This window comes from Halomonas sp. 3H (genome assembly GCF_024206005.1).
In the GTDB taxonomy this organism is placed as follows: domain Bacteria; phylum Pseudomonadota; class Gammaproteobacteria; order Pseudomonadales; family Halomonadaceae; genus Halomonas; species Halomonas campaniensis.
Map to the genome: position 1 here is coordinate 2,802,005 of NZ_CP100360.1, position 25,596 is coordinate 2,827,600.

At 70.3% G+C, this 25,596-nt stretch carries 20 protein-coding genes; 5 read left to right on the top strand and 15 right to left on the bottom strand.

The window, feature by feature from the left end; genetic code table 11:
• Window positions 1-78: 78 nt before the first annotated feature.
• The 5 genes from miaA to NFC98_RS13075 all read right to left on the bottom strand — a co-directional run bounded on the left by miaA (window position 79) and on the right by NFC98_RS13075 (window position 6,695).
• Window positions 79-1,017, bottom strand: coding sequence for a tRNA (adenosine(37)-N6)-dimethylallyltransferase MiaA (gene miaA / locus NFC98_RS13055; RefSeq protein WP_254275365.1), 939 nt, complete (start codon window positions 1,015-1,017; stop codon window positions 79-81).
• 241 nt (window positions 1,018-1,258) lie between these two features.
• Entirely contained in the window at window positions 1,259-3,211 is a 1,953-nt protein-coding gene (gene mutL / locus NFC98_RS13060) for a DNA mismatch repair endonuclease MutL (protein ID WP_254275366.1), read from the bottom strand.
• A gap of 10 nt (window positions 3,212-3,221) precedes the next feature.
• Window positions 3,222-4,670 carry an N-acetylmuramoyl-L-alanine amidase gene (locus tag NFC98_RS13065; protein ID WP_254275367.1) on the bottom strand — a complete coding sequence of 483 codons (1,449 nt, stop codon included), beginning with the start codon at window positions 4,668-4,670 and terminating at the stop codon, window positions 3,222-3,224.
• A complete protein-coding gene (gene tsaE / locus NFC98_RS13070) occupies window positions 4,667-5,185 on the bottom strand; it encodes a tRNA (adenosine(37)-N6)-threonylcarbamoyltransferase complex ATPase subunit type 1 TsaE (protein ID WP_254275368.1) in 519 nt (172 codons plus the stop codon). The genes NFC98_RS13065 and tsaE overlap by 4 nt, the downstream gene beginning before the upstream one ends.
• The gene (locus NFC98_RS13075; RefSeq protein ID WP_254275369.1) at window positions 5,166-6,695 is read right to left on the bottom strand and encodes an NAD(P)H-hydrate dehydratase; all 1,530 of its coding nucleotides are present in this window, start codon (window positions 6,693-6,695) and stop codon (window positions 5,166-5,168) included. The genes tsaE and NFC98_RS13075 overlap by 20 nt, the downstream gene beginning before the upstream one ends.
• Window positions 6,696-6,807: 112 nt before the next feature.
• Here NFC98_RS13075 and queG point away from each other — a divergent pair, with 112 nt between their 5' ends.
• Entirely contained in the window at window positions 6,808-7,911 is a 1,104-nt protein-coding gene (gene queG, locus NFC98_RS13080) for a tRNA epoxyqueuosine(34) reductase QueG (RefSeq protein ID WP_254275370.1), read from the top strand.
• A gap of 180 nt (window positions 7,912-8,091) precedes the next feature.
• Here the strand turns inward: queG and orn are convergent, their stop codons facing one another.
• The gene (gene orn, locus NFC98_RS13085) at window positions 8,092-8,685 is read right to left on the bottom strand and encodes an oligoribonuclease (RefSeq protein ID WP_254275371.1); all 594 of its coding nucleotides are present in this window, start codon (window positions 8,683-8,685) and stop codon (window positions 8,092-8,094) included.
• A 90-nt stretch (window positions 8,686-8,775) separates the two neighbouring features.
• Here orn and rsgA point away from each other — a divergent pair, with 90 nt between their 5' ends.
• From rsgA to asd, 3 genes are read left to right on the top strand one after another with little or no spacing between them, the layout of a single operon-like run.
• Window positions 8,776-9,807, top strand: coding sequence for a small ribosomal subunit biogenesis GTPase RsgA (gene rsgA / locus NFC98_RS13090; RefSeq protein ID WP_254275372.1), 1,032 nt, complete (start codon window positions 8,776-8,778; stop codon window positions 9,805-9,807).
• 10 nt (window positions 9,808-9,817) lie between these two features.
• The gene (locus tag NFC98_RS13095) at window positions 9,818-10,648 is read left to right on the top strand and encodes a sulfurtransferase (protein ID WP_254275373.1); all 831 of its coding nucleotides are present in this window, start codon (window positions 9,818-9,820) and stop codon (window positions 10,646-10,648) included.
• Between the two features lie 27 nt (window positions 10,649-10,675).
• Window positions 10,676-11,509 (top strand): archaetidylserine decarboxylase, encoded by an 834-nt coding sequence (asd, locus tag NFC98_RS13100; protein ID WP_254275374.1) that lies wholly within the window; start codon window positions 10,676-10,678, stop codon window positions 11,507-11,509.
• On the opposite strand, the gene epmA is transcribed toward asd, so the two are convergent.
• Both epmA and efp read right to left on the bottom strand, forming a co-directional pair.
• Window positions 11,506-12,495, bottom strand: a complete 990-nt coding sequence (epmA, locus tag NFC98_RS13105; RefSeq protein ID WP_254275375.1) for an EF-P lysine aminoacylase EpmA — start codon at window positions 12,493-12,495, stop codon at window positions 11,506-11,508. The two genes, asd and epmA, sit on opposite strands and share 4 nt — an antisense overlap.
• Before the next feature lie 177 nt (window positions 12,496-12,672).
• On the bottom strand, window positions 12,673-13,239 hold the full coding sequence (efp, locus tag NFC98_RS13110; RefSeq protein WP_183331641.1) for an elongation factor P: 567 nt from the start codon (window positions 13,237-13,239) through the stop codon (window positions 12,673-12,675).
• Between the two features lie 120 nt (window positions 13,240-13,359).
• Here efp and epmB point away from each other — a divergent pair, with 120 nt between their 5' ends.
• Window positions 13,360-14,394 carry an EF-P beta-lysylation protein EpmB gene (epmB, locus tag NFC98_RS13115; protein ID WP_254275376.1) on the top strand — a complete coding sequence of 345 codons (1,035 nt, stop codon included), beginning with the start codon at window positions 13,360-13,362 and terminating at the stop codon, window positions 14,392-14,394.
• A gap of 225 nt (window positions 14,395-14,619) precedes the next feature.
• Here epmB and leuA read toward each other — a convergent pair whose 3' ends face one another.
• The 7 genes from leuA to pgi all read right to left on the bottom strand — a co-directional run bounded on the left by leuA (window position 14,620) and on the right by pgi (window position 25,517).
• Window positions 14,620-16,326, bottom strand: a complete 1,707-nt coding sequence (gene leuA / locus NFC98_RS13120) for a 2-isopropylmalate synthase (RefSeq protein ID WP_254275377.1) — start codon at window positions 16,324-16,326, stop codon at window positions 14,620-14,622.
• Between the two features lie 348 nt (window positions 16,327-16,674).
• Entirely contained in the window at window positions 16,675-17,505 is an 831-nt protein-coding gene (locus NFC98_RS13125; protein ID WP_254275378.1) for an ion transporter, read from the bottom strand.
• Window positions 17,502-18,731, bottom strand: coding sequence for a phosphoserine phosphatase SerB (gene serB / locus NFC98_RS13130; RefSeq protein WP_254275379.1), 1,230 nt, complete (start codon window positions 18,729-18,731; stop codon window positions 17,502-17,504). The genes NFC98_RS13125 and serB overlap by 4 nt, the downstream gene beginning before the upstream one ends.
• A complete protein-coding gene (gene parC / locus NFC98_RS13135) occupies window positions 18,728-20,983 on the bottom strand; it encodes a DNA topoisomerase IV subunit A (RefSeq protein WP_254275380.1) in 2,256 nt (751 codons plus the stop codon). The genes serB and parC overlap by 4 nt, the downstream gene beginning before the upstream one ends.
• A 273-nt stretch (window positions 20,984-21,256) precedes the next feature.
• Complete coding sequence (parE, locus tag NFC98_RS13140; RefSeq protein WP_254275381.1) at window positions 21,257-23,137, bottom strand: DNA topoisomerase IV subunit B; 1,881 nt, start codon at window positions 23,135-23,137, stop codon at window positions 21,257-21,259.
• Between the two features lie 42 nt (window positions 23,138-23,179).
• The gene (locus tag NFC98_RS13145; RefSeq protein WP_254275382.1) at window positions 23,180-23,815 is read right to left on the bottom strand and encodes a YqiA/YcfP family alpha/beta fold hydrolase; all 636 of its coding nucleotides are present in this window, start codon (window positions 23,813-23,815) and stop codon (window positions 23,180-23,182) included.
• A 31-nt stretch (window positions 23,816-23,846) separates the two neighbouring features.
• Entirely contained in the window at window positions 23,847-25,517 is a 1,671-nt protein-coding gene (gene pgi, locus NFC98_RS13150; RefSeq protein ID WP_254275383.1) for a glucose-6-phosphate isomerase, read from the bottom strand.
• Between the last annotated feature and the right edge of the window lie 79 nt (window positions 25,518-25,596).

The following is a 25,596-nucleotide window of genomic DNA, read 5'->3' on the forward strand; positions in this document are numbered from 1 at the left end:
GCTGGCCTTGCACATGGCGTCGCCCGCCCTCTCGCGGAGGGGCCTGGCCATCCGGCTACCGGAAAGGCGTATCTTACGCTAACTGCCGAATTCGCGCACGAGTTTCAGCACCTTGCCCAGGGGGTCGGCCCCCAGGCTATCCACCCACACGAGGCCGGCCCAGCTGCGCATCCAGGTCAGCTGGCGCTTGGCCAGCTGCCGGGTGGCGACGATGCCGCGATGCTGCAGGGTCTCGAGGTCGACCGCACCGTCGAGATACTCCCAGACCTGGCGGTAGCCGACGCTCCTGATCGACGGCAGGGCCGGGTGCAGGTCGCCGCGCGCCCGCAGCGCCGCCACCTCCTCGATGAGGCCGCCCGACAGCATGGCTGCGAAACGGTGGGCGATCCGCTCGTGCAGCACGGCACGATCCGCCGGGGCAAGACCTATCGACAGCGTGCGCCAGGGAAAGGTTTCCGGGCGCTGCTCGGCCCACAGCTCGCTGAGGGTGCGGCCGCTGGCCCGATAGACCTCCAGGGCACGCATCAGCCGCTGCGGGTCGTTGGGGTGGATGCGCGCCGCCGAGGCAGGGTCGACCCGGGCGAGCGACGCGTGCAGCGCCGCCAGGCCGTGGCGGGCGGCCTCGGCCTCCAACTCGGCGCGCAGCGCGGGATCCGACGCCGGGAGATTGGCGACGCCCTCCAACAGGCGCTTGAGGTACATCATGGTCCCCCCCACCAGCAGCGGCACGCGGCCGGCGGCGGTGATCTCGGCCATCTCGCGCAGGGCATCCTCGCGGAAGTCGGCCGCCGAGTAGGGCTCGGCGGGGTCGCGGATGTCGATGAGCCGGTGCGGCGCACGGGCCAGCTCCTCCGCCGAGGGCTTGGCGCTGCCGATGTCCATGCCGCGGTAGACCATGGCGGAGTCGACGCTGACCAGCTCGAGGCCCAGGCGCTCGTGGAGCGCGATGGCGAGATCGGTCTTGCCGGCGGCGGTGGGCCCCACCAGCAGGATGGCGGGCGGTCGGGTATCTGACATCGGGTGTCTCAACTTGGGGATAGAGAAGCTGATCCGGCGTCAGGCCGTCGAGGAGGCGCTGTAAACCCATCCCTGGGCGCTACCGATGCCCTGCGGCGCTCTCGCATCCTGCTCCGCTTGCAGGACCGGTGCTGGCCATCCATGGCCAGCCCGTTCGGAGCAGTGCTCCTCACCCCTGGCATAGGACCTCCTCTTTGGCCTGTCCCCGGCGCTTCTCGCCACGCGGGTGGAAAACGTTTACCTACTGCCCCCTCAGGAAGAGGCGGTCCAGATCCTTCATGCTCATCTCGGTCCAAGTGGGGCGGCCGTGGTTGCACTGGCCGCTGCGCTCGGTGCGCTCCATGTCGCGCAGCAGGGCGTTCATCTCCGCCAGGGTCAGCTGGCGGTTGGCGCGCACGCTGCCGTGGCAGGCCATGGTGGCCAGCAGCTCATTGAGATGGGCCTCGATTCGGTCGGAGCGGCCGTAGCGCTCCAGGTCGCCGAGCATGTCGCGGACCAGCGGCTCCACGTCGGCATCGATGAGCAGCGCCGGCAGCTGGCGCACCAGCAGGGTCTCGGGGCCGGCCACGTCGAGCTCCACCCCGAAGCGGGCGAAGGCCTCGCGCTCCGCCTCGGCGGTGGCCACCTCGGCGGGGCTTGCGGCGAGCGAAACCGGGACCAGCAGCGGCTGGGCCTCGAGACGCCCGCCGTGCACCTGGGCCTTCATGCGCTCGTAGACGATGCGTTCGTGGGCGGCGTGCATGTCCACCACGATCAGGCCTCGCTCGCTCTGGGACAGGATGTAGACCCCGTGCAGCTGGGCCACGGCGAAGCCCAGCGGCGGCGCCCGGGTATCGTCGGCCTCGGGCAGGGCCGGCCGCGGCGACACCGGCGCGGCCTGACGCTCGGCCAAGGCCACCCCGGCCGCGGCGCCCCCGGCCCCGGACGAAGCCGGCTGGGGCGTCAGCAGGCTCTCCTCGTGGTCGGGGTGCAGGCTGCGGTAGCCGTCCATGAAGGCGCGGACCCGGTCGGGGGTGACGCGTTCGCCCTCTCGCCCGGGCAGCGCCATGGGCTGCTGCTGCCAAAGGCCACCACGCTCGGCGACCCGGTCGCCGCCCTCGCCCGCCGGCGTGCCGGCCGGGTCGCCCTGGGGCGCCTCGCCGCCGCCCGTCTCCCGGTGCTCGCCGCCCGGGTGGCCGGCCCGACTCTCGCTCAGGGCCCGGTGCAGGCTGGAGAAGAGGAAGTCATGGACCATGCGGCCATCGCGGAAGCGCACCTCGTGCTTGGTGGGATGGACATTGACATCCACCACCGTGGGGTCGACCTCCAGGTAGAGCACGAAGACCGGGTGGCGGCCGTGGAAGAGCACGTCCCGGTAGGCCTGGCGAATGGCGTGAGCCACCAGGCGATCCCGCACCACCCGGCCGTTGACGAAGAAGTACTGCTGGTCGGCCTGGGCCCGGGAATGGGTGGGCAGGCCCACCCAGCCCCACAGGCGCAGCCCCGCGGCCCCCAGGTCCAGGTGCAGGGCGTTCTCGAGGAATCCCTTGCCGAGCAGCGAGGCGATGCGCCGCTCGCGGGCAACCGGGTCGTCGCCGGGGCGCAGCTGGTGCAGGGTCTTCTGGTTGTGACGCAGCACCCAGCCGATGTCGAAGCGGGAGAGCGCCTGGCGGCGGAAGGCCTCCTCCACGTGGCCGAACTCGGTCTTCTCGGTGCGCAGAAACTTGCGCCGCGCCGGGGTATTGAAGAACAGGTCGCGCACCGTCACCGAGGTGCCGCGGGGATGAGGGGCCGGCGAGACCCGGGGCTCCATCTGGCGCCCCTCGGCCACCACCCGCCAGCCGGCGGTAGGGTCGTCATCGGTGTTGGAGACCAGCTCGAGCCGGGAGACCGAGCTGATCGAGGCCAGCGCCTCGCCCCGGAAGCCCAGGCTCGCCACCCCCTCGAGCTCCTCGAGGGAGAGGATCTTGCTGGTGGCGTGGCGCGACAGGGCCAGCGGCAGGTCCTCCTCGCCGATGCCGCTGCCGTCGTCGCGCACGCGGATCAGCCGGGCACCGCCGGCCTCGAGGTCCACCTCGATTCGCCGGCTGCCGGCATCGATGGCGTTCTCCACCAGCTCCTTGACCACCGAGGCGGGGCGCTCCACCACCTCGCCGGCGGCGATCTGGTTGGCCAGTCGCGGATCGAGGACCCGGATGCGTCGTGGTTCGGTCATGGGCTCGGACTCAGGAACGGGGAATGCGCAGCACCTGGCCCACCCGGATCACGTCACCGTTGAGCTCGTTGGCCTGCTTCAGCTGGGCGACCGGCACCCCGTGGCGCTCGGCGATCTGGGAGAGGGTGTCGCCCGGGCGGATGCGGTACTCGTTGCCCGCCGTGCTGCGCTGGTTGTCGCGCTGCCAGGCCAGCAGGCTGGCGGGGGGCGGGTTGCGCTGGAAGTGGTCGCTCAGGCCGGTGAAGATGGCCCGCGCCAGCCCCTGCTGGTGGTTCGGGTCGCGCAGCCGGCGCTCCTCGTCGGGGTTGGAGATGAAGCCGGTCTCGATCAGCAGCGAGGGGATGTCGGGGGACTTGAGCACCATGAAGCCCGCCTGCTCCACCCGAGACTTGTGCAGCCGGTTCACGCCACCCAGCCGGTCGAGCACCTGGCCGCCGATGGCCAGGGAATCGTTGAGCGTCGCGGTCATGGTCAGGTCGAGCAGCACCCCGCGCAGCACCTCGTCCTTGTCGCGCAGCGACAGGTTGCCGTCGACGCCGCCGATCAGGTCGGCACGGTTCTCGCTCTCGGCCAGCCACTGGGCGGTCTCGGAGGTGGCCCCGCGCTGGGAGAGCGCATAGACGGAGCTGCCGTTGGGACGCGGGCTGTTGAAGGCATCGGCATGGATGGAGACGAAGAAGTCGGCCTTCTGCTCGCGGGCGATCTGGGTGCGCTGGCGAAGCCCGACGTAGTAGTCGCCATCACGAATCATCACCGCCCGGAACCCCTCGGTCTCGTTGACCAGGCGCTGCAGGCGACGCGAGATCTCCATCACCACGTCCTTCTCGCGGGTACCGCCGGGCCCGATGGCCCCGGGGTCCTCGCCGCCGTGGCCGGGGTCGATGGCGATGATGATGTCGCGCTTGGGGTGGGGCTGGGCCTGCTGCAGCGCCACGGCGGGTTCGGGCGCCACCCGGGCGGCGCTGCCACCCGCCTCGGCCCGGGCCCGGCTGGCCACGATCTCCTGCTCGCGGATCATCGCCTCGATGGGGTCGATGGGGTCCTCCACCGCGCTCTCGCCGGGATACTCCAGGTCCACCACCAGGCGGTGGCCGTACTGGTCGTTGGGGGCAAGGGTGAAGTGGCGGGGCTCGACCTCGCGCTCGAGCTCCAGCACCACGCGCAGGCCGTTGCCGTCGCGCACCCCGCTACGGATGCGGCTGATCGCGCTGCCGGCAAGGTCGACACCGGCCAGGTCGGCGGCCATGCGGCTGTCGTCGAGGTCGATCACCAGGCGCCGCGGGTTGTCGAGCCCGAAGACGCTGGCCCGGGTCGGCGAGGCGAGGTCGAACACCAGCCGGGCATGGTCCGGCGCGGCCCACAGGCGAACGTTGTCTACCTGGCCCGCCTGGAGAGGCGCCAGGGGAAGCAGCAGCAGGGCCGCCGCGGCCAGGCAGCGCAGGAGGCGTCGGCTGTTCATCGCGTCGACTCGCCCTCCACTTCGCGGCTGCCGGCCGCGGGGTGGCAATCGGCCAGCGCGGACATCGCCTCGAGCCGCGCCAGCACCTGCCGGCCATGGTCGTTCTCGGCCTCGAGACGCGCCTCGCGGCCGCTGCCCGAGAGGGTCAGGGTGATCCGTAGGTCCGGCCTCGGCAGCCACCCCTCGCCGCGCCCGGGCCATTCGATGATGCACAGGGCGTCATCGGCGAGCAGGTCGCGGCCGCCGATGAACTCGAGCTCCTCGGGGTCACCGAGGCGATAGAGGTCGAAGTGGTGAACCCGCACGCCGTCGAGCACGTAGGGCTCGACCAGGGTGTAGGTGGGGCTCTTCACCGCCCCGCGGTGGCCGCAGGCCCTGAGGATGCCGCGGGTCAGGGTGGTCTTGCCGGCCCCCAGCTCCCCCTCGAGGTAGACCCGCCCCACGCCCTCCAGGGCCTGCCCCAGGCACTCGCCCAGCAGGATCTGGCGGTCTTCGTCATCGAGTCGCAGCAGCATCGTCCTCGCCCATCGTCGGGTTGACCAGAATTCGCGCATAGGATGCCAGATCGCCGGCCAGCAGACCACGCTCTCCGGCATCGCGGCCGGCCAGGTCGGCGGCCCGGGCGTGCAGCAGCACGCCGAGCCGCGCGGCGACCTCCAGCGGCAGCCCCTGGGCCAGCAGCGCCCCCAGCATCCCGGAGAGCACATCGCCCATGCCGCCGCTGGCCATGCCGGGATTGCCGAAGGGGCAGACGGCGACTCCTTCCGGCCCGGCCACCAGGGTGCCGGCGCCCTTGAGCACCACCACCCCGCCCCAGCGCTCGCGCAGCGCCCGCACGGCGGCGGGCCGGTCGGCCTCCACCTCGACGGCACCGATGCCAAGCAGGCGCGCCGCCTCGCCGGGATGGGGCGTGAGGATCCAGCCGTCGCGCTGCAGCCCGGCGAAGCGCGTCGCCAGCAGGTTGAGGCCGTCGGCATCCACCACCAGTGGCCGGTCGGCGTCCAGGGCGGCCTGGAGCATGGCCTGGCCCCAGCTGCCCTGGCCAAGCCCGGGGCCCACCACCAGCGCGTTGGCCAGCGCCGGCAGACCGCCCAGGTCGGCGGCGCCGCGCACGCCGTGGGCCATCACCTCGGGGCGGCGCACCAGGCTGGCCGTGACGTGCGCAGGCGCGGTGGCCAGGCTGACCTTGCCGGCACCCAGCCGGGCGCAGGCCTCGGCGGCGAGCAGCGCCGCCCCGCCGAAGCCCGGCGCACCGCCGAGGATCAGCGCGTGGCCGCAGTCGCCCTTGTGGGCGGCGCGGGGGCGAGGCGGCAGCCAGGCATCGACCAGCCTCGCCTCCAGCAGCCGGGCCGCCGGGACGAGGTCGGCCTCGGCCGCCGCGTCCACGCCCAGGTCGCGGAAGACCCGGTCGCCGACGTGGTCGGCGGCGGCCCCGGTGTAGAGCCCCAGCTTGTCGCCGATGAAGGTGACCGTGGCGGAGGCCTTGACCGCCTCGCCCAGCAACGCGCCGGTGTCGGCATGCAGCCCGGAGGGAATGTCGATGGCCAGCACCGGCCTGCCGCTGGCATTGACCGCCGCGATGGCCTCGCGGAAGGCACCGCGCACCTCGCCCGAGAGCCCCGTGCCCAGCAGGGCATCGACCAGCAGCTCGCCGCGCAGGGCCATGCCGGCCTCCCAGGGCTCGGCGGCGACGCCCGCCGCCGTGGCCATGTCGGCGGCACGCCGGGCGTCGCCGGCGAGTTCATCGATGCCCTTGAGCAGGACGCGCTGCACGGCCAGCCCCTCGGCGGCGGCCAGCGCCGCGAGCACGTGGCCATCGCCGCCGTTGTTGCCGGCGCCGCACAGCACCGTCAGCGAGCGCACCTCGGGCCAGCGCGCACGCAGCACCTGCCAGGCGGCGGCGCTGGCGCGCTGCATCAGCGCGAACCCCTCGATACCGGCGGCGATGGTGCGCCGGTCGAGCTCGCGCACCTGGTCGGCGCGGTAGAGCGGATGCAGCGACGAGGCGGATCGAGTGTCGGCCATGCGGTGTCTCCCTGGGCCCGATGCTTTACCATGGCGGTAGTTAAAGAACAGTGTAAAGCCTCCGCGGCCGGCGCCAAGTGATGCCGGCCCCCTGCACGGTGTTTCCGCGATCATGAGCTCCTCGTCTGCCCACGACGACGCCACCGACCTGCGCCCCCTGGCCGACCGCATCAAGGCCTGGGGGCGCGAGCTCGGCTTCCAGCAGGTCGGCATCACCGACATCGACCTGGCCGAGGACGAGGCCCGCCTGGCGCGCTGGCTGGCGGCCGGCCATCACGGCGAGATGGGCTTCATGGCCAAGCACGGCACCCGGCGCACCCGCCCCGCCGAGCTGGTCCCGGGGACCCTGCGGGTGATCAGCGTGCGCCTGGACTACCTGCCCGCCGAGGTGGAGACCGCCAAGGTGCTGGGCCAGCCGGAGACCGCCTACGTCTCGCGCTATGCCACCGGCCGCGACTACCACAAGCTGATGCGCAAGCGCCTGGCCACGCTCGCCCAGCGGATCGAGGCCGAGGCGGGCCCCTTCGGCTACCGCGCCTTCGTGGACTCGGCGCCGGTGATGGAACGGGCGCTGGCGCGCAAGGCGGGGCTCGGCTGGTTCGGCAAGAACGCCATGCTGCTGAACCCGAAGGCGGGCTCGCTGTTCTTCCTGGGCGAGCTCTACACCGACCTGCCGCTGCCGGTGGACGCGCCCTTCGAGGGCGAGCACTGCGGCAGCTGCAGCGCCTGCCGCACGGCCTGCCCCACCGGCGCCATCGTCGAGGACCGGGTGGTGGACGCCCGGGCCTGCATCTCCTACCTCACCATCGAGCTTCACGGCGCCATTCCCGAGCGCTTTCGTGCGGCCATGGGCAACCGGGTGTTCGGCTGCGACGACTGCCAGCTGGTCTGCCCCTTCACGCGCTTCACCCGCGTCACCCGGGAGGCCGACTTCGCCCCCCGCCATGACCTGGACCGCGCCAGCCTGGTGACGCTCTTCGCCTGGAGCGAGGCGGAGTTCCTGGAGAAGACCGCCGGCAGCCCGCTGCGCCGCATCGGCTACGAGCGCTGGCTGCGCAACCTCGCCGTGGGGCTCGGCAACGCCCCCTGGAGCGAGGTCGTGGAGGCCGCCCTGTGGGCGCGGCTGCCCTACCCCTCCGAGCTGGTGCGCGAGCACGTGCGCTGGGCACTGGCCCGCCAGCGGGAGAAGCGCCAGGCGCTGATCGTCAGCGGCTAGCGCCGAGCGCCGAGCGCCGAGCGCCGAGCGCCGAGCAGGATGCAACCACCGCTGGTGCTGGTACCAACGCCCCCCGAAGTTTGGCTCCGGCGGTTTTTTTCGTTTTCTTCCTCGCCACCTGCCGCCCGTCAGTGAGCTGCTGGGCGCTAGGCGCTTGTAGCTGGGCGCTGCCCGAAGGGCCTACTCCTCCTCGTCGCTCTCGGCGTCAGCCAGGCGCAGGAAGGTGGTGCGGTAGTGGGCGAGCTCGGCGATGGACTCCTTGATGTCATCCATGGCCAGGTGCACGTTGCGCTTCTGGAAGCCCGCCATGGCGCCGGGGTTCCAGCGCTTCGCCAGCTCCTTGAGGGTGGAGACGTCCAGGTTGCGGTAGTGGAAGAAGGCCAGCAGCTCGGGCATCTCGCGCTCCAGGAAGCGGCGGTCCTGGTGGACGCTGTTGCCACACATGGGCGAGGTGCCAGGCGCCACGTGCTCGCGCAGGAACTCGAGGGTCTGCCGCTCGGCCTCGGCAGTATCGATGGTGCTCGCCTTCACGCGGGCCGTCAGGCCCGACTCGCCGTGGGTCTTCGTGCACCAGGCATCCATGCCGTCGAGCAGGCTGTCTGGCTGCTTCACGGCGATCATCGGGCCCTCGGCCACGACGTTGAGCTCGGCATCGGTGACCAGGGTGGCCACCTCGATGATGCGTTCACGGTCGGGGTCGAGACCGGTCATCTCCAGGTCGATCCATACCAGGCGGTGCTGGCGGGGGTCCTTGGCGTCGTTGCTGTGGCTCATGGGGAATCCTTGGGGGGCGCCGTGCGGTTCGCGACAGCGGGCGCCTTGGGTGAGTACAATGACCTCCATTGTAACGAGCTTCGGGCCTCCATGAGCAAACGCAAGCTGAGCCGCCAGCAGCGCTGGCGTATCGACAAGATCCAGGCCGAACGCGCCGCCCGCGCCGCGCGAAAGGACGAGCAGGACAGCGAGAAGCTGGCCGCCGGCGAGTATGGCCCCGAGCAGCCCGGCCGGGTGACCGCCCACTTCGGCCGCACCCTGGACGTGCGCCCCGAGGCGGGCAGCCAGGCGGTACGCTGCCACCTGCGGGCCAATCTGGAGGGGCTCGTCACCGGGGACCGGGTCATCTGGCGCGGCCGCCAGGATCCCGCGGGCCATATCGTGGAGGGCGTGGTGGTGGCCCGGGGCGAGCGTGACAGCGTGCTGGAGCGCCCCGACGCCCGCGGCCAGCTCAAGCCGGTGGCCGCCAATATCGACCAGATCCTGATCGTCTTCGCCGTGGAGCCGGCGCCCCACGCCAACCTGATCGACCGCTACCTGGTGGCCGCCGAGGCCACCGGCATCGCCCCGGTGCTGGTGCTCAACAAGATCGACCTGCTGCCCGAGACGGGCGGCGGGCTGCGCGACCTGCTGGCACGCTACGAGTCACTGGGCTACCCGGTGGTGTCGACCACCACCGAGCGCGAAGACGGCCTCTCGGCCCTGTATGCCCGCCTGGCCGGACGCACCTCGGTATTTGTCGGCCAGAGCGGCGTGGGCAAGTCCTCGCTGATCGACCGGCTGCTGCCCGACGAGGAACTTCGCATCGGTGCGCTGTCGAAGGATTCGCGCAAGGGAACCCACACCACCACCACGGCGCGCCTCTATGCCCTGCCCGCTGCGGGTGGCGAGCTGATCGACTCCCCGGGAATCCGCGAGTTCGGGCTGGTCCACCTCGACGAGCAGCAGGTCGCCGAGGGCTTCATCGAGTTTCGTGACCACCTCGGGCGCTGCCGTTTCCGCGACTGCCGCCATCGCCACGAGCCGGGCTGTGCGCTGCTCGAGGCGGTGGAGCGGGGCGAGATCCACCCCGAGCGCTTTGCCAGCTATCGCCGCATCGTCGACTCGCTAGCACAAGGATAGGAGAGCCTCCATGAGTTCCGAAGACAACCTGCTGCCCCTGATCGTCGAGCCCGACCGCCTCGCCGAGCACCTCGACGAGCCCTCGCTGCTGATCATCGACGTGCCGCTCCGGGCCGAGAGCTATGCCGAGGGGCACGTGCCCGGCGCCGTGTTCCTCGACAAGGGCCGGCTGATGCGCGGGGAAGGCGACGTGCCCTGCCGCGAGCCCACGGTGGCGCAGCTCTCGGCGCTGTTCAGCGAACTCGGCCTGACCCGGGACACCCACGTGGTGGCCTACGACGACGAGGGCGGCGGCTGGGCCGGCCGCCTGCTGTGGACCCTGGAGCTGATCGGCCATACCCGCTACTCCTACCTCAACGGCGGCATCCACGCCTGGCGCGAGGCCGGCCAGCCGGTCGCCACGGAGCCCACCGCTCCGCGACCCAGCGACTACGAGGCGGAGCTGCTCCACCCCGAGGTCCTCATCGACCGCACCGAACTCGTCGAGCGCCTGGGCGAGAAGGGCTTCGCGGTCTGGGACGCCCGCTCCCCCGCGGAGTACCGCGGCGAGAAGGGCGACAACCGGCGCCTGGGCCATATCCCCGGCGCGGTCAACATGGAGTGGACCGAGGCCATGGACCGCGAGCGCGCCCTGCGCCTGCGCGACTACGCCGAGTTGATCACCGAGCTCGAGGCGCTGGGGCTGACCCCCGACATGGAGGTCGTCACCCACTGCCAGAGCCACCACCGCAGCGGCTTCACCTGGCTGGTCGGCCGCGCGCTGGGCTTCGAGAAGATCCGTGGCTATGCCGGCTCCTGGAAGGAGTGGGGCAACCGCGATGACACCCCGATCGAGAAATAGCTCTCGAGTACAGAAACAGGAACGCCCTTGTCACTCTCCAGGCTCTTTGCCCTGATCCAGCACCCCCTGCCCCACCACCTGCTTTCGCGCCTGGTGGGGCGCCTCGCCGACTGTCGCCAGCCCTGGCTGAGGAACCGCCTGGTCGGGGCCTTCATCCGCCAGTTCAAGGTCGACATGAACGAGGCCGCCGAGCCCGACCCGACGGCCTACGCCACCTTCAACGACTTCTTCACCCGGGCGCTGAAGGACGGCGCACGCCCCATCGGCGAGGGGGTGGTGAGCCCCGCCGACGGGCGGCTGTCGCAGTTCGGTTCCATCGAGGCCGGCCAGCTGCTGCAGGCCAAGGGACACCACTTCTCGGCCATGGAGCTGCTCGGCGGCGACGGCGAGGCGGCACGGCGCTACCTGGGCGGCAGCTTCGCCACGGTCTACCTCTCCCCGAGCGACTACCATCGGGTTCACATGCCGGTGAGCGGCACCCTGACGGAGATGGTCTATGTGCCCGGCCGGCTCTTCTCGGTGAACGCCGCGACCACCGAGCATGTGCCGAACCTCTTCGCCCGCAACGAGCGCCTGGTGTGCCACTTCGACACCGAGCACGGCCCCATGGCGATGGTGCTGGTGGGGGCGATGATCGTCGCCGCCATCGAGACGGTGTGGGCCGGCCAGGTCACCCCGCTCTCCGGCGAGGTGCAGCGCACCCGCTTCGACACGCCGGTGCGGCTCGAGAAGGGCGCGGAGATGGGACGCTTCAAGCTCGGCTCCACGGTGGTGATGGCCTTCGCCGAGCCGGTGGCCTTCGCCGACGCCCTCGCGCCCGCCGCCAAGGTGCAGATGGGGCAGTCGCTGGGGGCGTTCTAACAGCGCGGGGTGGCGAAGGCCATCACCTCCGCCACGCTCGACTTGCCCAGCGCCAGCTGGATCAGCCGGTCGATGCCCAGCGCCACCCCGCTCCCCTCGGGCATGCCATGCTCAAGTGCCGCCAGCAGGCGCGAGTCCACGTCCACCTCAGGCAGTCCCGCCGCCCGCCGGGCGGCGTTGTCCTCGGCAAAGCGCGCCGCCTGCTCGGCGACATCGGTCAGCTCGTCGTAGCCGTTGGCGAGCTCAAGCCCCTCGAGATAGAGCTCGAAGCGCGACGCCACCCACGCGCCGTCCTCCGGGTCGCGATGGCGCCGGGCCAGGGCCGCCTGGCTCGCCGGGTAGTCCACCACCACGTCGATGCCCTCGCGGCCCAGCTGCGGCTCGATCACCAGACTCAGCAGCAGGTCGAGGCAGTCGTCGCGAGGGGCATCGGCCATGGCCAGCCCGCCCTGCTCCTCGGCCAGGCGGCGCAGGTCGGCCAGCGGCGCGGTGAAGGGGTCGACGGCCAGGGCCTCCCGGAACAGCTCACGGTAGCGGCGGCAGCGCAGCGGCCCGGCCTCATCCCCCAGTTCCCGGCCCAGCACCCGGCGCACCAGCGCGGTTGTCTCCTCGATCAGGCCGTCGAGGGGGAGTCCGGGGCGGTACCACTCCAGCATGGTGAACTCGAGGTTGTGGCGCCGCCCCACCTCGCCGTCGCGAAAGCAGCGCGCCAGCTGGAAGATGGGCCCGGCGCCTGCCGCCAGCAGCCGCTTCATGGCAAACTCCGGCGAGGTCTGCAGCCAGAGCCGCTCGGGGCCCGCCGGCGTGGTCGCCCGGGCCGAGAGCGACGCCAGATGCGGGTCGGTGCTGCCGCCGTGGCCCAGTACCGGGCTCTCGACCTCCAGCACCCCGCGTTCGGCGAAGAAGGCCCGCACCTCGGCGATCAGCCGCGCGCGGTCGCGCAGGGTCTCGATGGAGGCAGTGGGCTGCCAGTCGGGCACCGACATGGGAATTTCCCGGAACAGGGAGAAGGAGCCTGCTGTAGGAGGGCAACTCGTTGCGCGACTGGCGCCGTCAGCCGCCCAAGGTGTCGGCAGCCTTGGGTGGCTGCCGCAGGGAGGCCTTCGGCCTCCGTTCGCCCAGCGGAGCTGGCCTCCTACAGATTCAGGAACAAAGCGGGAAAATCAAGCGCGAGAGACGTATTCGCCGCTGCGCGTATCGACCTTGAGCACTTCGCCCTGGTTGATGAACAGCGGCACGCGAACCACGGCGCCGGAGGAGAGGGTCGCCGGCTTGGAGCCGCCCTGGGCGGTATCTCCCTTGAGGCCCGGGTCGGTCTCGACCACCTCCAGCTCGATGAAGTTGGGCGGGGTCACGCTGATGGCGTTGTCGTTCCACAGGGTCACGGTGTAGACCACCTGCTCCTTGAGCCACTTCTCGGTGTCACCCAGGGCCTTCTTCTCCACCGGATACTGCTCGAAGGAGCCGTCGGTCTTCATGAAGTACCACATCTCGCCGTCGTTGTAGAGGTACTCCATGTCCAGGTCCATCACGTCGGCGCCTTCCAGGCTTTCCCCCGACTTGAAGGTGCGCTCCCAGACGCGACCGGTCATCAGGTTACGCAGCTTGACGCGGTTGAAGGCCTGGCCCTTGCCCGGCTTCACGAACTCGTTCTCGACGATCGAGCAGGGATCGCCGTCCAGCATCACCTTCAGACCGCCCTTGAATTCGTTGGTAGAATAGTTCGCCATGATCTCTCACCCATATCGTAGCGCGCCACCGGCAACGGCCGATGGCGCACCCATGCAAACGAAGTTCGACGAGGCCCTCCTGCCGGGAGCCGGCCTCGCCCGTGTTGACTGGTGTGCCGCATGATAACCCGAAGCCCCACCCTTTTGCAGCGTCACGACGAGACCGCACCGCTGCCCGTGCCGCCCGCCTGGCAGGCGCAGCTGGCGGGGGCCATCCGCGATCCGGCCGAGCTGTGTCGGCGCCTGGGGCTCGACGCGCACTGGCACCCCGGTGCCGAGGCGGGCCATGCCCTCTTCGAGGTCCGGGTGCCAGAGGCCTTCCTGGCCCGCATGCGCCCGGGTGACCCGACCGACCCGCTGCTGCGCCAGGTGCTGCCGCTGGGCGAGGAAGCCGTGCCGGCCCCCGGTTTCGTGGCCGACCCCCTGCAGGAGGCCGCGCATACCCCGGCTCGCGGGCTGATCCAAAAGTACGCCGGCCGGGTGCTGCTGATCGCCAGCCCCGCCTGCGCGGTCAACTGCCGCTACTGCTTCCGCCGCCACTTCCCCTACGGCGACAACGCGCCGTCCCGGGCCCAGTGGGAGGCCACGCTGGACACCCTGCGCGACGACCCGACGATCCGCGAGGCGATCCTCTCCGGCGGCGACCCGCTGGCCGCCAGCGACCGGCAGCTGGCCTGGCTGGTCAATCGCCTCGAGGCGATCCCGCATCTGACCCGCCTGCGCCTGCATACCCGCCTGCCGGTGGTGATCCCGGACCGAGTCGACGATGCGCTGCTCGACTGGCTCGGCAAGACCCGCCTCCAGAAGGTGCTGGTACTGCATATCAACCACGCCAACGAGATCGACGACGCCGTGATCGACGCCTGCGCCCGGCTCAAGGCGGCAGGCGTGACCCTGCTCAACCAGAGCGTGCTGCTGCGCGGGATCAATGACTCGCGGGACGCCCTGGCCGCGCTCTCCGAACTGCTCTTCGAGGCCGGCGTGCTGCCCTACTACCTCCACGTGCTCGACCCGGTGGCCGGCGCGGCCCACTTCGACGTACCGGACGACCAGGCCCGCGAACTGGTCGCGGGCCTGCGGGACATGCTGCCGGGATTCCTGGTGCCGCGGCTGGTCAGGGAGATTCCCGGCGAGGGAAGCAAGACGCCGCTGTGACCGAAGGCCAGGCGGCGCTGTCGAGAAGCCCTCAGCAGGGGCGCTGTCGCGACCAAGCCGGGCAGCGGCGAGCGACAGGGATGTCGATCGAGGAGTGGCAAGAGGGACCTTGTAGGAGCCCGACTTGTCGGGCGATTGGCGCCGCAGGCGCCCGGCGGTGCTGCTGTCGCCGGGGAGGCCTTCGGCCTCCATCGCCCAATGAATTGGGCTCCTACAGGAGGCTTGTCACGCCAGCGACTCGGCGGTCACATTGGCCGCCGGCTCCTGAGTCGAGAGCTTGCGGTTGATGGCGCTCATCACCGCCTTCATGGAGGCGCTGGTGATGCTCTCGTCGGTGCCGACACCGAACACCGCCTCGCCGTCGATGCGCACCTCCACGTAGGCGATCGCCTCGGCATCGGAGCCCTGGCCCCGGGAGTGTTCGTGGTAGTCGATGATCTCCACGTCATGGCCGGCGGCGGCCAGCGCCTTGATGAAGGCCGCCAGCGGGCCGTTGCCCTGGCCCTTGAGGGTGCGGCGCTCGCCGCGCTCCTCGATGGTAGCCTCCAGGGTTACGGTGGGGCTGTCGGGCTCCGAGGAGAGGCGGTGGCTGACCAGGCCGAAGGGCGAGGTCTGCTCGAGGTACTCGTCGGCGAAGGCCTGGTAGATCATCTGCGAGGTGATCTCCTTGCCCGTGCGGTCGGCCACCTCCTGCACCACCTGGCTGAACTCGATGGAGAGGCGGCGCGGCAGCTCGATGCCGTGCTCCTGCTCGAGCAGGTAGGAGACCCCACCCTTGCCGGACTGGCTGTTGACGCGGATCACCGCCTCGTAGCTGCGGCCCACGTCCAGCGGGTCGATGGGCAGGTAGGGCACGTCCCACACGGCCTCCGGATGGGCGCGGCGCTCGGCCATGCCCTTCTTGATGGCATCCTGGTGGGAGCCGGAGAAGGCGGTGAACACCAGATCGCCCACGTAGGGGTGGCGCGGGTGCACCGGCAGCTGGTTGCAGTACTCCACCTCGCGCATGACCGGCGTGATGTTGGAGAAGTCGAGCCCCGGATGCACCCCCTGGGTGTACAGGTTCATCGCCAGGGTGACGAGGTCCACGTTACCGGTGCGCTCGCCGTTGCCGAACAGGGTGCCCTCGACGCGGTCGGCGCCGGCCATCAGGGTCAGCTCGGCGGCGGCCACGCCGGTGCCGCGGTCGTTGTGGGGATGCACGCTGACGATCAGCGCGTCGCGGTCCTTCACGTGGCGGCAGAACCACTCGATCTGGTCGGCGTAGTTGTTGGGGGTCGCCGCCTCCACGGTGGCCGGCAGGTTGACGATCATCTTCTTCTCGGCACTGGCGCCGAAGGTCTCCATCACCGCCTCGACGATCTCCCGGGCGAACTCCATCTCGGTGGTGGTGAAGAGCTCCGGGGAGTACTGGAAGGTCCAGTTCGTCTCCGGCGCCTCCTCCATGCGCTGCTTGATGCGCGCGGTGGCGTCCACGGCGATCTGGATGCACTCGGCCTTGTCGACCCCGAACACCACCCGGCGGAACATCGGGTCGGTGGCGTTGTAGACGTGGACGATGGCGTTCTTCGCCCCCTTGAGCGCCTCGAAGGTGCGGTCGATCAGGTGGTCGCGGGCCTGGGTCAGCACCTGGATGGTGACGTCAGCCGGGATCCTGTCGTTCTCGATCAGCGAGCGCACGAAGTCGAAGTCGGTCTGGGAGGCCGAGGGGAAGCCCACCTCGATCTCCTTGAAGCCGATCTTCACCAGCAGGTCGAAGAGGCGCTGCTTGCGCTCCTGGTCCATGGGGTCGATCAGCGACTGGTTGCCGTCACGCAGGTCGACGCTGGTCCAGATCGGCGGCTGCTCGATGCGACGGTTGGGCCACTGGCGATCGGGCAGGTCGACGGCAACGAAGGGGCGGTACTTGGCGGCGGGGTTGTCGAGCATCATGGCGGCGGTCTCCCTGGACTGGCGGTGCGGCACTCTGGCGAATACGGCTCAGAAACGGCAACGCCCCGACGGCCGGGGGCCGGTCGGGGCGTTGCGCGCGGTATCGGACACGACGAAACCACGAACACGACGGTGTTCGCTGCAGTTCGGCGCGGACTGGCATTCGATGGAACGACGGAAAGTGATGGCTGACATGGTACGACCTCGTTTCGACCGGGACCTTCTGGCGAAGGACGATGGCGATGCAGGCGGCATCGCCCACGCTCTCAGGAGCGGGCTAGTAGTCGTAGGTCGAGGTCGTACGCCGTCATGTTCATGGTCATAGAGAATCAAGGTTGGGCGGCTTTGTCAACTCCGGCGTTCGAGCATCCGCTCCATCCGCGAGAGCTGGTCGCGCAGTTCGCGCACGTCGTCGCGCAGGCCGTGCAGCTCCGCGGCCTCCCCCTCCCCGCTCTCCAGCTCGATGGCCAGGCTCTCCTTCTGCATCACGTCGAGCACGATGCCGATCATCATGTTGAGGAAGATGAAGGCGTTGAGGAAGATGAAGGTGAGGAAATAGATCCAGGCGTAGGGGTAGTGCTCCATGGTCGGGTAGAGCACCGCCGTGGCCCAGCTCTCGAAGGTCGCCACCTGGAACAGCGTCAGCATGGCCAGCGAGATATTCCCCCACAGCTTCTCGTCGACGCTGGCGAACAAGAAGCTGCCGATGGCGCCGTAGATGTAGAAGATGATGAACATCAGCAGGGCCACGTAGCCCATGCGCGGGATCGACTTGAACAGCGCGGCGATCAGCAGGCGCAGCTCAGGGATCATCGACACCAGGCGCAGCACCCGGAAGATGCGGAGCAGGCGCGCCAGCAGCACCATCTCCGAGTCGTCCATGGGGATCAGGCTGGCGGTGACGATCAGGAAGTCGAAGATGTTCCAGCCGCGGCGAAAGAAGTCCCGCAGGCGCCGCTCGGCGGCCATGCGGATCAGGATCTCCACCAGGAAGAACACCGTGACCGCCACGTCGAGCCACAGGATCCACTCCTGGAAGGGGCTCACCTCCTCCTCGTAGGTCTTGGCGCCGATCAGCAGCGCCGAGACCACGATGATGGTGATCACCGTCAGCTCGAAGGCCTTGTTGGAGCGCAGCCGCTCGAAGCGGTCGCGCCAGATCTCGAAGGTGTCGCTCACTCCCCCCGCTCCTCCAGGTCCACCTGGCGATAGCCGATCAGGTAGAGCACCGCATCGATGCCGAGCGTCGAGATGGAGTGGCTGGCCTGGGCGCGCACCAGCGGCTTGGCGCGGAAGGCGATGCCCAGCCCCGCCGCTGCCAGCATCTTGAGGTCATTGGCGCCGTCGCCCACGGCGATGGTCTGCTCCATGGCGAGTCCCTCCCGCTCGGCGATCTCGCGCAGCAGCGCCGCCTTGCGGTCGGCGTCGAGGATCGGCTCGAGCACCTCGCCGGTCACCTTGCCGTTCTCGATCACCAGCTCGTTGGCGTGGATCTCGTCGAAGCCGAGGGTCTGCTGCAGGTGGCGGGCGAAGTAGGTGAAGCCGCCGGAGAGGATGGCGGTGCGATAGCCCAGCCGCTTGAGCTGCCTCATCAGCCGCTCCACGCCGTCCATCAGCGGCAGTTCCCGGGCGATCTCGGCCAGCACCGACTCGTCGAGGCCGCGGAGCTTGGCCATGCGCTCGCGGAAGCTCTGCTGGAAGTCGAGCTCGCCGCGCATGGCCCGCTCGGTGACCTCGGCCACCTCGTCGTAGACGCCGTGGCGGCGGGCCAGCTCGTCGATCACCTCGGCCTGGATCAGGGTGGAGTCCATGTCGAAGCAGACCAGACGCCGGTGCCGGCGCCAGATGGAGTCCTCCTGGAGGGCGATGTCGACGCCGTGCATGGCCCCCAGCGCCAGGGCCTTCTCACGCAGGGCGTCGAGGTCGACCTCGTCGCCGCGCAGCCAGCACTCCACGCAGGCGCCCTGGATGCTCTGGTGGTCGCGGGGCACGCCGCCGTCCAGCGGCTCGCGGCCGGAGAGCCGGTGGATCAGCTCCACGGTCAGCCCGTGCTCGGCGGTGAGCGCCCCCACCTCGGCCAGGATACCGGCGGGCAGGTGCGGCGCCAGCAGCGTCAGGATCAGCCGCGGCCGGCTGGCCTGGCTGCTCCAGCGCTGGTAGTCCTCGGCGCTGACCTGGATCGCCTGGACGTCGAGGCCCAGCTCGTCGCCCACGGCGGCCAGCGCGGCCTCCAGGTCGCTGTCGTGGTCGAGCCCCACCAGGGCCTCGAGGGAGAGCATGTCGAAGGTCACGCTCTGGTTGATGTCCAGCAGGCGGGCACCGCTGCCGGCCAGCGCCTTGCCCAGGCCGGCCAGCTGGCCGGGTCGAGCCGCGCCGGTGGCGCGGATCAGGATGCGTCGTGTCATTCGGAAACCTCGAGTCGGTCGACCTTCTGCAGGCCGCGGGGCAGCTTGCTGCCGCGCCGGCCGCGCTCGCCACGATAATAATCCAGGTCGGCGGCCTTGAGGGTCAGGTGGCGCTTGCCGGCATGGATCACCAGGCTGGCGCCCGCCGGCAGCACCACCAGGTCGCGGACGAACTCCTCGCGCCGTGCCGCCCGGGCGCCGGGAATGTCGATCATCTTGTTGCCCTTGCCCTTGGCCATCTCGGGCAGCTGCTCGAGGGGGAAGAGCAGCAGGCGTCCCTCGTTGGAGACCGCCGCCACGCTGACGCCCTCGGGGGCGTCGGGGACCTGGCAGGGGGGCAGCACGTTGCACCCCTTGGGCACGCTGAGCACCGCCTTGCCGGACTTGTTCTTGCCGACCAGCTCCTCGAGCCGGGCGACGAAGCCGTAGCCGCCGTCGGAGGCGAGCAGGAAGCGCGACGCCGGTGGCGCCAGCATGACGCCGGCCATGTGGGCGCCAGCCACCACGTTGACGCGGCTGGTCACCGGCTCGCCCTGCCCTCGCGCGCTGGGCAGGTTGTGGGCCTGCAGGGTGTAGGCACGGCCGGTGTCGTCAAGCAGCACCAGGGGCTGGTTGGTCTTGCCCCGGGCGGCGAGATGGAACCGGTCGCCGGCCTTGTAGGAGAGCCCCGCCGGGTCGATCTCGTGCCCCTTGGCACTGCGGATCCAGCCCTTCTCGGAGAGCACCACGGTGACCGGGTCCGCCCCCACCAGCTCCACCTCGGAGAGCGCCCGGGCCTCCTCGCGCTCGACGATGGGCGAGCGGCGCGGATCGCCGTGGGCCTCGGCGGCGGCGCGCAGCTCCTCCTCGATCAGGTCGGTGAGCTTTGCCTCGTTGCCGAGCAGCTCCTGGAGCCGCTTGCGCTCGGCCTCGAGCTCCTCCTGCTCGCCGCGGATCTTCATCTCCTCGAGCCTGGCCAGGTGGCGCAGGCGCAGCTCGAGGATCGCCTCGGCCTGGCGGTCGGAGAGCCCGAAGGCCGCCATCAGGGCGGGCTTGGGCTCCTCCTCCTCGCGGATGATGCGGATCACCTCATCGATATTGAGGTAGGCGACCAGCAGGCCCTCGAGGAGATGCAGGCGGTCCTCGACCTTGCCCAGGCGGTGCTCCAGGCGCCGGCGCACGGTGCTGCGGCGGAAGCGCAGCCACTCGCCCAGCAGGTCGGGCAGCGGCATCACCCGCGGCCGGCCGTCCAGGCCGATCACGTTCATGTTGACGCGGATGTTCTTCTCGAGGTCGGTGGTAGCGAACAGGTGCGCCATCAGCGCCTCGATGTCGACGCGGTTGGAGCGCGGCTCGATCACCAGCCGGGTCGGCTCCTCGTGGGTCGACTCGTCGCGCAGGTCGGCCACCATGGGCAGCTTCTTGGCCTGCATCTGGGCGGCGATCTGCTCGAGGATCTTGGCGCCGCTGACCTGGTAGGGCAGCGCGGTGACCACGATGCTGCCCTCCTCCATCACGTAGCGGGCGCGCAGCTTCACCGAGCCGCGACCGCTCTCGTAGAGCTTCCGCAGGTCGGCGCGGGAGGTGATGATCTCGGCCTCGCTGGGAAAGTCCGGTGCCGGCAGGTGCTGGACCAGGTCGGCGGTGGTGGCCTCGGGGTGGCGCAGCAGGTGGCAGGTGGCCTCGACCACCTCGCCCACGTTGTGGGGCGGGATGTCGGTGGCCATGCCCACGGCGATGCCGGTGCCGCCGTTGAGCAGCACGTGGGGCAGCCGCGCCGGCAACACCACCGGCTCGTTCATGGTGCCGTCGAAGTTGGGGGTCCAGTCCACGGTGCCCTGGCCAAGCTCGGCGAGCAGCACCTCGGCGAACTTCGACAGTCGCGCCTCGGTGTAGCGCATGGCGGCGAAGGACTTGGGATCGTCGGGGCTGCCCCAGTTGCCCTGGCCGTCCACCAGCGGGTAGCGGTAGCTGAAGGGCTGGGCCATCAGCACCATGGCCTCGTAGCAGGCGCTGTCGCCGTGGGGGTGGAACTTGCCCAGCACGTCGCCCACGGTGCGCGCCGACTTCTTGTACTTGGCGTTGGCACCCAGCGCCAGCTCGCGCATGGCGTAGACGATGCGCCGCTGCACCGGCTTCATGCCGTCGCCGATATGGGGCAGCGCCCGGTCGAGGATGACGTACATCGAGTAGTCGAGGTACGCCTTCTCGGTGTATTCGCGCAGCGAGAGGCGCTCGACGTCGCCCTCCGCCACCTGGATATCCATGGTCATGGGGTTAGCGCCCTTCTACCATCGATGAAAGATTCGCGGGCGGTGCCCGCACGAAATGTTTTTAGCGCCGAGCGCCGAGCGCCGAGCGCCGAGCGCCGAGCGCCGAGCGCCGAGCGCCGAGCGCCGAGCGCCGAGCGCCGAGCGCCGAGCGCCGAGCGCCGAGCGCCGAGCGCCGAAGGATGATGCCGCCGGCTAAGTTGCCGTCAAGTTTCTTTCCTCGACATCCGCCGCCCGTCACTGCGCAGCTGGGCGCTTGTGGCGTGGCGCTCGGCGCTATACCTCTATATCAGCGAGGTTGCCGTAGTCCTCGAGCCAGCTCTTGCGGTCGCCGGCGCGCTTCTTGGCCAGCAGCATGTCCATCATCTCCATGGTGCCGTCGCCCACCTCGCGGGTGAGCTGCACCAGGCGGCGGGTCTCCACCGCCATGGTGGTCTCGCGCAGCTGCAGCGGGCTCATCTCGCCCAGGCCCTTGAAGCGCTGCACGTTCACGGTGCCGCGCTTGCCCTCGAGCCGGCGCAGGATCGCCGCCTTCTCGCTCTCGTCCAGGGCATAGAAGACCTCCTTGCCGAGATCGATGCGGTAGAGCGGCGGCATCGCCACGTAGACATGGCCGGCATCCACCAGCGCCGGGAAGTGGCGCACGAAGAGCGCGCAGAGCAGCGTGGCGATATGCAGGCCGTCGGAGTCGGCGTCGGCGAGGATGCAGATCTTGTGGTAACGCAGCTTGGAGAGGTCGTCGCTGCCCGGGTCCATGCCGACGGCCACGGCGATGTCGTGGACCTCCTGGGAGCCATAGATGTCGTGGGACTCCACCTCCCAGGTGTTGAGGATCTTGCCGCGCAGCGGCAGGATCGCCTGGCTCTCGCGGTTGCGCGCCTGCTTGGCGCTGCCGCCGGCGGAGTCGCCCTCCACCAGGAAGAGCTCGCTCGTCGCCGGGTCCTGGCCGGAGCAGTCGGCCAGCTTGCCGGGCAGCGCGGGGCCGGAGGTGACCTTCTTGCGGGCCACCTTCTTGGCGCTCTTCTGGCGGCGCTGGGCGGCGTTGATCACCAGTTCGGCAAGGGCCTCGGCCTGGTCCACGTGGTGGTTGAGCCACAGCGAGAAGGCGTCCTTGACCACCCCGGAGACGAAGCCCGCCACGGTGCGCGACGACAGACGCTCCTTGGTCTGGCCGGCGAACTGGGGGTCGAGCATCTTCACCGAGAGCACGTAGCTGACCCGCTCCCAGAGGTCCTCGGCGGTGAGCTTGACCCCTCGCGGCAGCAGGCTTCGGTATTCGCAGAACTCTCGCAGCGCCTCGAGCAGGCCAGCGCGCAGGCCGTTGACGTGGGTGCCGCCCTGGGGCGTGGGGATCAGGTTGACGTAGCTCTCCATTAGCGGCTCGCCGCCCTCGGGCAGCCACTGGATCGCCCAGTCACAGGCCTGCTCGTCGTCGGCGAAGTGGCCGACGAAGGGCGACGGGGGCAGCACCTCATAGCCATCGGTGGCCTGGGCCAGGTAGTCGCGCAGGCCATCCTCGTACTCCCAGGCGCTCTCGGCGCCATCGGGTTCGACCACCACCACCCTGAGGCCCGGACAGAGCACCGCCTTGGCCCGCAGCAGGTGCTTCAGCCGCGGCAGCGACAGCCGGGGGCTATCGAAGTAGCTCGCCTCGGGCCAGAAGCGCAGCACCGTGCCGGTGTTGCGCTTGCCCACGCTGCCGATCACCGAAAGCTGGGAGGCGGGCTCGCCGTGCTCGAAGGCGATGGCGTGGCGGCTGCCGTCGCGCAGCACCTCCACCTCGAGGCGCCGCGAGAGGGCATTGACCACCGAGACGCCGACGCCATGCAGCCCCCCCGAGAACTGGTAGCTGGCGTTGGAGAACTTGCCGCCGGCGTGGAGCCGGGTGAGGATCAGCTCCACCCCGGAGACGCCGTGCTCAGGATGGATGTCGATGGGCATGCCGCGGCCGTCGTCGGCCACCTCGATGCCGCCATCCTCGAACAGCCGCACGGTGATCTGGCTGGCATGGCCGGCCAGCGCCTCGTCGACGCTGTTGTCGACCACCTCCTGGACCAGGTGGTTGGGGCGGCTGGTGTCGGTGTACATGCCCGGGCGCTTGCGCACCGGCTCCAGGCCGGAAAGCACCTCGATCGAGCTGGCACTGTATTGCGTCATGTGTCGTCCGGTTCCTTGTGTTGGCTGGCCTGCCGGCGGCAGTCAGGGGCTTGCCGCCACCCCCGCGAGGCGGCCCGCGGCCAGCGCATGGCCGCCGTGGGCCAGGATCGCCGGCAGGTGGTCGGCCAGCACGTCGAAGGCGTGGTTGGCCCGCGGATGCAGGATCGTGCGCGCCCCGCGGTAGAGGGCAAAGGCATCGCCCGGGTCGAGCACCTCGTCGGCCGTCCCCAGCAGCAACAGGTAGCGCCACGGCGTCACCGTCGCCGGCGTCAGCGCCTCGAGCTCGGCCAGGTGCGCCTGCCCGACCGTGAAGCGCTCGCCGGTGTAGTCGTTGACGAAGGCCTCGTCGACCCAGTCGGTCACCAGCCGGGCCGGCGCCACTGCGGGATTGATCAGCGCCCCGCGCAGGCCGTACCTCTCGGCCAGGCAGGTGGCCAGGAAGCCGCCCATGGAGCTGCCCGTCACCAGTGGCTCGGGACCGAGCTCGGCCAGGCACGCCTCGGCCAGGGCCAGCGCTGCCCGCGGTTGGTGGGGCAGCTGTGGCGTCACGCAGGGCAGACCCAGCACCGCGCAGGCCCGACGCACCAGGGCCGCCTTGGGCGACCCCTCGCCGCTGTTGAAGCCGTGCAGATAGAGCACGCCGCTGGCCGGCCGTATCGCCGAGGCGGCGCTCAGCATACCGCAACCCCTGTATGCACAGCCAGTGACATCACAGTGCCCGTTCGGCGGACCAGACCGCCTCGATCAGCGCTCGTGTCGAGTCGTCCATGGCGTCGAGGCCCTCGTGGCTCTCGAGGATGCGCTGGGTCTCGCCGGCGATCTTCTTGCCCAGTTCCACGCCCCACTGGTCGAAGGGATTGATCTCCCAGATCGTCGCCTGGGCGAACACCTTGTGCTCGTAGAGGGCGATCAGCGCACCGAGGGTCGAGGGCGTCAGGCGGTCCAGCAGCAGGGTGCTGGAGGGCTGGTTACCCCGATAGCGCTTGTGGCCAGGCCGTGGCCCCTCGTCGTCGATGGCGTCGTCGCCGAGCATCAGCACCCGGGACTGAGCGAAGCAGTTGGCGAGCGTCAGGCGATGCTGGCCCATCAGGTGGTCGCGGGTGGCCTCGTCGGCCACGTCATCGTAGCGCACCAGGGGAGCGATGAAGTCGCACTCCACCGCCTGGGTGCCCTGGTGGAGCAGCTGGTAGAAGGCGTGCTGGGCGTTGGGACCCAGCTGGCCCCACAGCACCGGGCAGGTGGAGTAGCCCACCTCGCGGCCGTCATGGGTCACCGACTTGCCGTTAGACTCCATCTCGAGCTGCTCGAGGTAGGCGGCGAAATACTCCAGGCGGCCGTCGTAGGGCAGGATGGAGTGGGCACGGATATCCAGGAAGTTGACGTTCCAGATCCCCGCCAGCGCCAGCAGCACCGGCAGGTTGTCGGAAAGCGGCGCCTCGCGGAAGTGGCGGTCCATGGCATGGGCCCCGGCCAGCAGTGCGCGGAAGTGGTCCATGCCGACCACCAGGGCGATGGGCAGGCCGATACCGCCCCACAGCGAGTAGCGGCCGCCCACCCACTCCCAGAACTCGAGCTGGTGGGCAGGCGCGATGCCCCATTCGTCCATCTTCTCGGGGCTCGCCGAGACGCCGATGAAGTGCTGGCGCATCACCAGCTCGGCGTCGACCCCCTCCTCGCCTTCCAGGCGGGCCATCAGCCAGTCGCGGGCGGTGCGGGCGTTGGAGAGGGTGTCGATGGTGGTGAAGGACTTCGAGGAGAGCACGAACAGCGTGGTCTCGGGGTTGAGCCGCGCCAGGTAGTCGGCGAGCTGGGAGCCGTCCATGGTGGAGGCGAAGTGCACCTCGATGCGGTGCACGTCGTCCGGCCGATAGTCGGCCAGGGCATGGGTAACCATCAGCGGCCCGAGGTCCGAGCCGCCGACGCCCAGGTTGACCACGTGGCGGATCGCCCGGCCGGTGGCGCCGCGCCACTGGCCGGCATGGAAGCGTTCGACCATGGTGGCCATGTGGTCGAGGGTACGGTGAACGGCGGGCACCACGTCCTCGCCCTCCACCACCAGCGAGGCATCCGCCGGCAGGCGCAGCGCGGTATGCAGCGCCGGGCGGTCCTCGCTGCGATTGACCCGCTCGCCATCCAGCAGGGCCGTGATCGCCTCAGGCAGCCTCGCCTCCCGGGCCAGCGCCAGCAGCAGGTCCAGGGTCTCGGCGGACCAGCGCTGCTTGGAGAGGTCCAGGGTGAGCCCGGCGGCGTGGCGGGTGTAGGCGGCGTGGCGACCGGCCTCGCCGGCAAACAGCTCGCGCAGGTGGGTCTCGCGCATGTCCTGTGCATGAGACGCCAGGGCGCACCAGGCGTCGCGCTGATCGATCGGTGTGGTGGGCATGGTTTCCTCCTTGACATCCTGTCGTGCAGCCGGGGCGGTCGAAGCGTAGAATGTCGGCCTTTTCCGCATGATTCCGGCT

What these genes read in the sequence shown, in the direction of transcription:
- mutL (WP_254275366.1), bottom strand. Translation starts at nt 3,211, where the DNA reads ATGACCGAACCACGACGCATCCGGGTCCTCGATCCGCGACTGGCCAAC.
- orn (WP_254275371.1), bottom strand. Translation starts at nt 8,685, where the DNA reads ATGAGCCACAGCAACGACGCCAAGGACCCCCGCCAGCACCGCCTGGTA.
- parC (WP_254275380.1), bottom strand. Translation starts at nt 20,983, where the DNA reads ATGACCATGGATATCCAGGTGGCGGAGGGCGACGTCGAGCGCCTCTCG.
- queG (WP_254275370.1), top strand. Translation starts at nt 6,808, where the DNA reads ATGAGCTCCTCGTCTGCCCACGACGACGCCACCGACCTGCGCCCCCTG.
- NFC98_RS13095 (WP_254275373.1), top strand. Translation starts at nt 9,818, where the DNA reads ATGAGTTCCGAAGACAACCTGCTGCCCCTGATCGTCGAGCCCGACCGC.
- NFC98_RS13075 (WP_254275369.1), bottom strand. Translation starts at nt 6,695, where the DNA reads ATGGCCGACACTCGATCCGCCTCGTCGCTGCATCCGCTCTACCGCGCC.
- tsaE (WP_254275368.1), bottom strand. Translation starts at nt 5,185, where the DNA reads ATGCTGCTGCGACTCGATGACGAAGACCGCCAGATCCTGCTGGGCGAG.
- NFC98_RS13065 (WP_254275367.1), bottom strand. Translation starts at nt 4,670, where the DNA reads ATGAACAGCCGACGCCTCCTGCGCTGCCTGGCCGCGGCGGCCCTGCTG.
- epmA (WP_254275375.1), bottom strand. Translation starts at nt 12,495, where the DNA reads ATGTCGGTGCCCGACTGGCAGCCCACTGCCTCCATCGAGACCCTGCGC.
- parE (WP_254275381.1), bottom strand. Translation starts at nt 23,137, where the DNA reads ATGACGCAATACAGTGCCAGCTCGATCGAGGTGCTTTCCGGCCTGGAG.
- NFC98_RS13145 (WP_254275382.1), bottom strand. Translation starts at nt 23,815, where the DNA reads ATGCTGAGCGCCGCCTCGGCGATACGGCCGGCCAGCGGCGTGCTCTAT.
- epmB (WP_254275376.1), top strand. Translation starts at nt 13,360, where the DNA reads ATGATAACCCGAAGCCCCACCCTTTTGCAGCGTCACGACGAGACCGCA.
- pgi (WP_254275383.1), bottom strand. Translation starts at nt 25,517, where the DNA reads ATGCCCACCACACCGATCGATCAGCGCGACGCCTGGTGCGCCCTGGCG.
- leuA (WP_254275377.1), bottom strand. Translation starts at nt 16,326, where the DNA reads ATGATGCTCGACAACCCCGCCGCCAAGTACCGCCCCTTCGTTGCCGTC.
- efp (WP_183331641.1), bottom strand. Translation starts at nt 13,239, where the DNA reads ATGGCGAACTATTCTACCAACGAATTCAAGGGCGGTCTGAAGGTGATG.
- rsgA (WP_254275372.1), top strand. Translation starts at nt 8,776, where the DNA reads ATGAGCAAACGCAAGCTGAGCCGCCAGCAGCGCTGGCGTATCGACAAG.
- miaA (WP_254275365.1), bottom strand. Translation starts at nt 1,017, where the DNA reads ATGTCAGATACCCGACCGCCCGCCATCCTGCTGGTGGGGCCCACCGCC.
- serB (WP_254275379.1), bottom strand. Translation starts at nt 18,731, where the DNA reads ATGACACGACGCATCCTGATCCGCGCCACCGGCGCGGCTCGACCCGGC.